Annotated in this window: 8 protein-coding genes; 7 read left to right on the forward strand and 1 reads right to left on the reverse strand. The window is 62.8% G+C overall.

The features are described from left to right. Positions 1-349: YkgJ family cysteine cluster protein (locus ACK1U9_RS07425; protein ID WP_449109799.1), on the forward strand; the 349-nt coding region annotated here is incomplete at its 5' end. Between the two features lies 1 nt (position 350). Here the strand turns inward: ACK1U9_RS07425 and dadR are convergent. Next, positions 351-839, reverse strand: coding sequence for a transcriptional regulator DadR (dadR, locus tag ACK1U9_RS07430; RefSeq protein ID WP_003258963.1), 489 nt, complete (start codon positions 837-839; stop codon positions 351-353). A gap of 156 nt (positions 840-995) precedes the next feature. Here dadR and dadA point away from each other — a divergent pair, with 156 nt between their 5' ends. The 6 genes from dadA to ACK1U9_RS07460 all read left to right on the forward strand — a co-directional run. Further along, positions 996-2300, forward strand: a complete 1305-nt coding sequence (gene dadA, locus ACK1U9_RS07435; protein ID WP_046613683.1) for a D-amino acid dehydrogenase — start codon at positions 996-998, stop codon at positions 2298-2300. A 146-nt stretch (positions 2301-2446) separates the two neighbouring features. Then, positions 2447-3520, forward strand: coding sequence for an alanine racemase (gene alr, locus ACK1U9_RS07440; protein ID WP_046613682.1), 1074 nt, complete (start codon positions 2447-2449; stop codon positions 3518-3520). A gap of 109 nt (positions 3521-3629) precedes the next feature. Then, entirely contained in the window at positions 3630-4178 is a 549-nt protein-coding gene (locus ACK1U9_RS07445; protein WP_013974777.1) for a cupin domain-containing protein, read from the forward strand. Between the two features lie 154 nt (positions 4179-4332). After that, complete coding sequence (locus ACK1U9_RS07450; protein ID WP_085601149.1) at positions 4333-4737, forward strand: c-type cytochrome; 405 nt, start codon at positions 4333-4335, stop codon at positions 4735-4737. Between the two features lie 210 nt (positions 4738-4947). Continuing rightward, positions 4948-6810 (forward strand): acetyl-CoA hydrolase/transferase C-terminal domain-containing protein, encoded by a 1863-nt coding sequence (locus tag ACK1U9_RS07455; RefSeq protein ID WP_449109800.1) that lies wholly within the window; start codon positions 4948-4950, stop codon positions 6808-6810. A 99-nt stretch (positions 6811-6909) separates the two neighbouring features. Then, on the forward strand, positions 6910-7306 hold a 397-nt coding region (locus tag ACK1U9_RS07460; RefSeq protein ID WP_449109801.1), incomplete at its 3' end, for a transposase.

The raw sequence follows: 7306 nt of genomic DNA on the forward strand, positions 1-7306 counted from the left end.
CTGCAACCGCCACAAGATCCACTTCCTGCGCGAACTCATCCCTTCCTTCGAGTGCGAGCCCGGCTGCCACGACTGCTGCGGCCCGGTCACAACTTCGGCGGAAGAAATGGCCCGCCTGCCGCGCAAGTCCCAGGCCGAGCAGGACGCCGCCCTGGAGCGCCTGGACTGTGTGCACCTGGGTCCCAACGGCTGCACGGTGTATGAAGAACGCCCGATGATCTGCCGCCTGTTCGGCACCACCCCGCGGCTGGCCTGCCCGCGTGGCCGTGGCCCTGAACAGATGATCGAACCCGCTGCCGAGCAGCTGGTCCACCAGTTCATTGCCACCACCCGCCAGGTGCTGGTCTGACTCAGTCCGGGATCGGCAGGCAAAGGCTCTCCTTCACCTCTTCCATCACGATGTAGCTCTTCGATTCGCGCACGTGCGGCAGCTTCAGCAGGATGTCGCCGAGCAGCTTGCGATACGAGGCCATCTCGGAAATACGCGCCTTCACCAGGTAATCGAAGTCGCCTGAAACCAGGTGGCATTCCAGCACGTGGGGCAGCTTCAGCACAGCGCGGCGGAACTCCTCGAAGGTGTCGCCCGATTTGTAGTCCAGGCTGATTTCCACGAACACCAGCAGGCTGCCCTTGAGGTGCTGCGGGTTCAGGCGGGCGTTGTAGCCCATGATGATGCCCTCGCGCTCCAGGCGGCGGACCCGCTCGGTGCAAGGGGTGGTGGAAAGCCCAACTTTCTCGCCCAGTTCGGTGAAGGAAATACGCCCGTCATTCTGCAGGATACGCAGGATGTTACGGTCGATCTTGTCCAGTTCACGCTTGCTCTGGTGCTGGGTTCTCATAGGGGATGCCCCTCCGTGAAAGGCGATTTTGCCGAGAATTCTCGCCAATAATAGGCTTTTATATAGTGAATTGCACTGCGTTCAAATTCCTATACTGCGCGCATTCATGCCATTTCAATAAAAGTCTGCGGCGCGCCGCGTGCGAGGGATAAAACGATGCGAGTTCTGGTACTTGGTAGCGGTGTGATCGGAACCGCCAGTGCCTACTATCTGGCCCGACAAGGTTTCGAAGTGACGGTGGTCGATCGCCAGCCGGCGGTGGCCATGGAAACCAGCTTTGCCAACGCAGGCCAGATCTCGCCCGGCTATGCCTCGCCCTGGGCCGCCCCAGGCGTGCCGCTGAAGGCCATCAAATGGTTGCTGGAGCGCCACGCGCCTCTGGCCATCAAGCTCACCGGCGACGTCGACCAGTACCTGTGGATGGCACAGATGCTGCGCAACTGCACCGCCAGCCGTTACGCGGTGAACAAGGAGCGCATGGTGCGACTGTCCGAGTACAGCCGTGACTGCCTCGACGAGCTGCGCGCCGAAACCGGTATTGCCTACGAAAACCGCAGCCTGGGGACTACCCAGCTGTTCCGTACTCAAGCCCAGGTAGATGCCGCAGCCAAGGACATTGCCGTGCTGGAACAGTCCGGCGTGCCTTACGAGCTGCTCGACCGCGACGGCATTGTCCGCGTCGAGCCGGCCCTGGCTGGCGTCAAGGACATCCTGGCCGGCGCCCTGCGCCTGCCCAACGACCAGACTGGCGACTGCCAGCTGTTCACCACCAAGCTTGCCGAAATGGCCGTGAAGCTGGGTGTGGAGTTCCGTTTCGGTCAGGACATCCAGCGCTTGGACTTTGCGGGTGACCGTATCAATGGCGTGTGGATCGATGGCAAGCTGGAAACCGCCGACCGTTACGTGCTGGCGCTGGGCAGCTACTCGCCGCAGATGCTCAAGCCGCTGGGCATCAAGGCCCCGGTGTACCCGCTGAAGGGGTACTCGCTGACCGTGCCGATCACCAACGGCGACATGGCCCCGACCTCGACCATTCTCGACGAGACCTACAAGGTCGCCATCACCCGTTTCGACAACCGCATCCGCGTCGGCGGCATGGCTGAAATCGCCGGTTTTGACCTGTCGCTGAACCCGCGTCGGCGCGAAACGCTGGAGATGATCGTCAACGACCTTTATCCTCGCGGCGGTGACCTGAGCCAGGCCAGCTTCTGGACCGGCCTGCGCCCGGCTACCCCGGATGGCACGCCGATCGTTGGTGCCACGGCGTTCCGCAACCTGTTCCTGAACACCGGTCACGGTACTTTGGGCTGGACCATGGCGTGCGGCTCCGGTCGCCTGCTGGCCGACCTGATTGCGCGCAAGAAGCCGCAGATCAGTGCCGAAGGCCTGGACATTTCCCGTTATGGCAACAGCCCGGAAGTTGCCAAGCACGGGCAGACTGCGCCGGCTCACCAGCAGTAATAGCCTGCACCGGCCTCTTCGCGGCTAAAGCCGCTCTCACAGGGATCGCATGTGCTTGGGCATTGTGCGGTCCCCTGTGGGGGCGGCTTTAGCCGCGAAGAACCCAACACCGTTTTCAACCTGTGAACCACCATAAGGCAGCCGCCATGCGTCCCGCCCGCGCTCTGATCGACCTCCAGGCCCTGCGCCACAACTACCGTCTGGCCCGTGAACTGACCGGTGCCAAAGCCCTCGCCGTGATCAAGGCCGACGCCTACGGTCACGGCGCCGTGCGTTGCGCCCTGGCCCTGGAGGCCGAAGCAGACGGCTTTGCCGTGGCCTGCATCGAAGAAGCGTTGGAGCTGCGCGCCGCCGGTATCAAGGCCCCGGTACTGCTGCTGGAAGGCTTCTTCGAAGCCAGCGAACTGGCCCTGATCGCCGAGCACGACCTGTGGTGCGTGGTGCACTCGCTGTGGCAACTGGAAGCGATCGAAAAGACCCAGCTGCACAAGCCGCTCACCGTCTGGCTCAAGCTCGACAGCGGCATGCACCGCGTCGGCCTGCACCCCAAGGATTACCACGAGGCCTACCAGCGCCTGCTGGCCAGCGGCAAGGTCGCGCGCATCGTGCTGATGAGCCACTTCGCTCGCGCCGACGAACTGGAGGCCGACGCTACCGCCCAGCAGATTGCCGTGTTCGAGGCCGCTCGCCAGGGCCTGGCCGCCGAGTGCAGCCTGCGCAACTCCCCCGGTGTGCTGGGCTGGCCGCAGGCCCCCAGCGACTGGGTGCGCCCGGGCCTGATGCTGTACGGCGCCACTCCGTTCGAAGTGGCCCAGGCCGAGGCCGAGCGCTTGCAACCGGTGATGACCCTGCAATCGCGGGTGATCAGCGTGCGCGAGCTGCCTGCCGGCGAGCCGGTGGGCTATGGCGCCAAGTTCGTCAGCCCAAGGCCAACCCGCGTTGGCGTCGTTGCCATGGGCTATGCCGATGGCTACCCACGCCAGGCGCCCAACGGTACCCCGGTACTGGTCGCCGGCAAGCGCGCCCAACTGATCGGTCGAGTGTCGATGGACATGCTCAGTATCGACCTGACCGATGTGCCGGAAGCCACCGTAGGCAGTCCGGTCGAACTGTGGGGCAAGCATGTGCTGGCCAGTGAAGTGGCGGCGCACGCGGGTACCATTCCGTACCAGATTTTCTGCAACCTGAAGCGGGTACCTCGGGACTACGTCGGCGAATGACACGCTGAAGCGGACAGGTTGAGGGGCGGTGTGTTGTAAATACTGAACGGCATTGCCATGATATCGTTCACATCCACCCCCCTTTCCACCGTTTCAGGAGGCTCCAGCTTTGGACGTCGGCGAACGACTGCAAGCCATCCGCAAGCTCAAGGGCCTGTCCCAGCGTGAACTCGCCAAGCGTGCCGGCGTGACCAACAGCACCATCTCGATGATCGAGAAGAACAGCGTGAGCCCGTCGATCAGCTCGCTGCGCAAGGTGCTGAGCGGCATTCCCATGTCCATGGTCGAGTTCTTTTCGGTCGAACTGGAACCTGAAAGCCCCACGCAGATCGTTTACAAGGCCCATGAGCTGATCGACATCTCCGACGGTGCGGTGACCATGAAGCTGGTCGGCAAGTCGCACCCCAACCGTGCCATCGCCTTTCTCACCGAGGTGTATCCACCGGGTGCCGATACGGGGGCCGAAATGCTTACCCACGACGGCGAAGAAACCGGCATCCTGCTTGAAGGCCGCCTTGAGCTGGTGGTCGGCAACGAGATCTTCATCCTTGAAGAGGGTGACAGCTACTACTTCGAAAGCACCCGCCCGCACCGCTTTCGCAACCCGTTCGACCGGCCGGCGCGGCTGATCAGTGCGGCGACGCCTTCAAACTTTTGATCCAGCGCAGTGCATTGATTCGGCAATACCCCTTTCCTGTGTGGGGTCGTTTCACGGCCTCTGGGTTCCCGCTATACTTTTCAACGCTCGCCGATCCGTGGCCGCGAGCGTGATTAGCCACCATGAGGGTGTTCGCGTGAACCAAATCAAGAAGATGCTGGCCGTACCAGCAGCCGTATTCGCCCTCTGGGCAATGAGCGCAACCGCTGCGACCAGCGATGACATCGCCAAGCGCCTGGAGCCGGTTGGCCAGGTGTGCGTCCAGGGCCAAGAGTGCAAGGGCATGGAAGTGGCCGCCGCCGCTGGTGGCGGTGGTGCCAAGACGCCGGACGAGATCATCGCCAAGCACTGCAATGCCTGCCATGGCTCCGGCCTGCTCGGTGCACCGAAGATTGGCGATACCGCGGCGTGGAAGGAACGCGCCGACCACCAGGGCGGCCTGGACGGCATCCTGGCCAAGGCCATTACCGGCATCAACGCCATGCCACCGAAAGGCACCTGCGCGGACTGCTCGGATGATGACCTGAAAGGGGCGATCAAGAAGATGTCCGGGCTGTGAGAAACAGCTGAATTGCATGAGGCCCGCCATTGATGGCGGGCTTTGTTTTTGTGGTGCCTGTACCGGCCCTTTCGCGGCTAAAGCCGCTCCAACCACCCCTTCAAGTATCACCATACAAGCGGCTTTAGCCGCAAACGGGCCGGCACAGGCAACCAACCCACCTAAGCCCATGTCCAACCCCTGAACCCATGGATGTCTCAGGAGGCCCCGATGCACCTCTGCTCCATCGACCAGGCCGTCGAGCAAGTCCTGTCGCGCCTGCCAGCCCACATCCACATGGGCCTGCCGCTGGGCCTGGGCAAGCCCAACGCCTTCGTCAATGCGCTTTACACCCGCATCCGCGATCTGCCTGAACGGCAGCTGACCATCTACACGGCCCTGTCCCTCGGCCGCCCGCCACTGGGTGACGGTTTGCAACGGCGCTTTCTCGAACCCTTTGTCGACCGCGTTTTTGCCGACTACGAAGAACTCGCCTACCTCACCGACCTGCGCAACGACTCGTTGCCATCCAACGTTCGCGTCGAGCAGTTCTTCATGCAGCCCGGCAGCCTGCTGCACAGCGCGTCGGCCCAGCAGAGCTACATCAGCAGCAACTACAGCCACGCCGCACGCGACATCAACTCCAAGGGCCTGAACCTGATCGCACAGCTGGTGGCCGCCACCCCCGAGAGGCCGGTGCACCTGAGCCTGGCCTGCAACCCCGACATCACCCTCGACCTGCTGCCAATGATCGCCAAGCGTCGCGCCGCCGGCGAGACTATCCTCATGCTCGGCCAGGTGCATGCCGAGCTGCCTTACATGCCGGGTGACGCCGAGCTACCCATCGATACGTTCGACCTGCTGATCGATACAGCCGAGCAACGCCGCCTGTTCTCCACGCCGAACATGCCGGTCAACACCCAGGACCACTGCATTGGCCTGCACGCCAGCAGTCTGGTTCGCGACGGCGGCACGCTACAGATCGGCATTGGTGCCATGGGCGATGCGGTAGCTGCCGCATTGCTGGCGCGCCAGGGTGACAACGCTGGTTATCGTGCCGTGCTCGACGCGCTGGGTGCTGGCTCGTGGCAAGCGCTGATCAAACGGGAAGGGGGGTTGGACACCTTCGTCCAAGGCTTCTACGGCTGCAGCGAGATGTTCGTCAACGGCCTGCTGGCGCTGGCCGAAGCGGGTCTGTTGCGGCGCCCGGCGGACGAGCAGGGGGCGGCAGTGCTGCATGGCGGTTTCTTCCTCGGCCCCCAAGCGTTCTACCAGCGCTTGCGCGACATGCCACTGGAGCAACGTGCACGGTTTGCCATGACTCGTATCAGCTTCATCAACGAGCTGTATGGGCAGGAGGAGCTCAAGCGCCGCCAACGCCGTGATGCGCGCTTCATCAACACTGTATTCGGCATGACCCTGCTCGGCGCTGGGGTGGCCGACCAGCTGGAGGATGGTCGGGTACTCAGTGGCGTGGGCGGACAATACAACTTCGTCGCCCAGGGCCATGCGCTGGAGAGTGGGCGTTCGATCCTGCTGCTGCGCAGCTGGCGTGAGGCGGGTGGGGAGGTGACCTCGAACCTGTTCTGGAACTATGGCCATTGCACCATCCCCCGGCACCTGCGCGATATCGTTGTGACCGAGTATGGCATTGCCGACCTGCGTGGGCAGACCGACAGCGAGGTGATTGCGCGGTTGCTGGCGGTATGTGATTCGCGGTTCCAGCAGGGGCTGATCGAGCAGGCAAAGGACGCCGGCAAGCTGGCCAAAGATTTTCAACTGGAGGCGTGCTTTGCCGACAATACGCCGCAGCGGCTGGAGGCAATCCGGGCGCGGCACTCGCGGTTTTTCCCGGAGTATCCGCTGGGCACGGACTTTACGGCTGAAGAGCGGGATTTGCTGCGGGCACTGAACTGGTTGAAGAGCAAGTTCAAGCTGAGCGAGCTATTGGAGCTGGGCAAGGCAGCGCTGGATGCGCCGGGGCCGGAGGGCTATGCGAGGCACCTTGTGCGGATGCAGCTGGATCAGCCGCAGGGGTTGAAGGAAGAGCTTTACCAGCGGTTGCTGCTGGCTGGGTTGGCGGCAACCGGATGAGTTTCCGGGGCTGCTTTGCAGCCATCGCCGGCAAGCCAGCTCCCACAGGTATGGACTGCCCCCAAGAAGTTGGACACCAATCCAACCCTTGGGGGATCTATGGGTAAATACACAGAGCAGTTCAAGCTCACGGCTATCACCGCTTACCTAGAGGGCAGCCGGGGCTTTCGCAAGGTGGCACAACACTTTGGCATCGATTTCAGCCTGCTTCGGCGCTGGGTTGCTGGCTACCAAGTCGATGCCAGCCTCAGCCCTCGCTCGCATGGTCGCCGCTACACCGAGGAATTCAAGCGGCGGGTGCTCAAGTACATGCTTGAGCATCGCCTGTCCCTGCGCCAGACAGCGGCGCACTTTGACCTTGGACAGTCCTCACAGATAGGCATTTGGCTGCGGCAGCACTACAGTGGCAGTTCTGTAGCCACTCTCGCCAAACAAAGAAAATCAGCCGTGCCGAAGAAAATTAAGCCCATCAAGCCGACAGACACCAATGACGCAG

It is taken from the genome of Pseudomonas sp. XP1, from assembly GCF_053557675.1.

Bases quoted from the DNA above. Each gene is read 5' to 3' on its own strand.
- dadR (WP_003258963.1), bottom strand. From the start codon at position 839: ATGAGAACCCAGCACCAGAGCAAGCGTGAACTGGACAAGATCGACCGT.
- dadA (WP_046613683.1), top strand. From the start codon at position 996: ATGCGAGTTCTGGTACTTGGTAGCGGTGTGATCGGAACCGCCAGTGCC.
- alr (WP_046613682.1), top strand. From the start codon at position 2,447: ATGCGTCCCGCCCGCGCTCTGATCGACCTCCAGGCCCTGCGCCACAAC.
- ACK1U9_RS07450 (WP_085601149.1), top strand. From the start codon at position 4,333: ATGCTGGCCGTACCAGCAGCCGTATTCGCCCTCTGGGCAATGAGCGCA.
- ACK1U9_RS07455 (WP_449109800.1), top strand. From the start codon at position 4,948: ATGCACCTCTGCTCCATCGACCAGGCCGTCGAGCAAGTCCTGTCGCGC.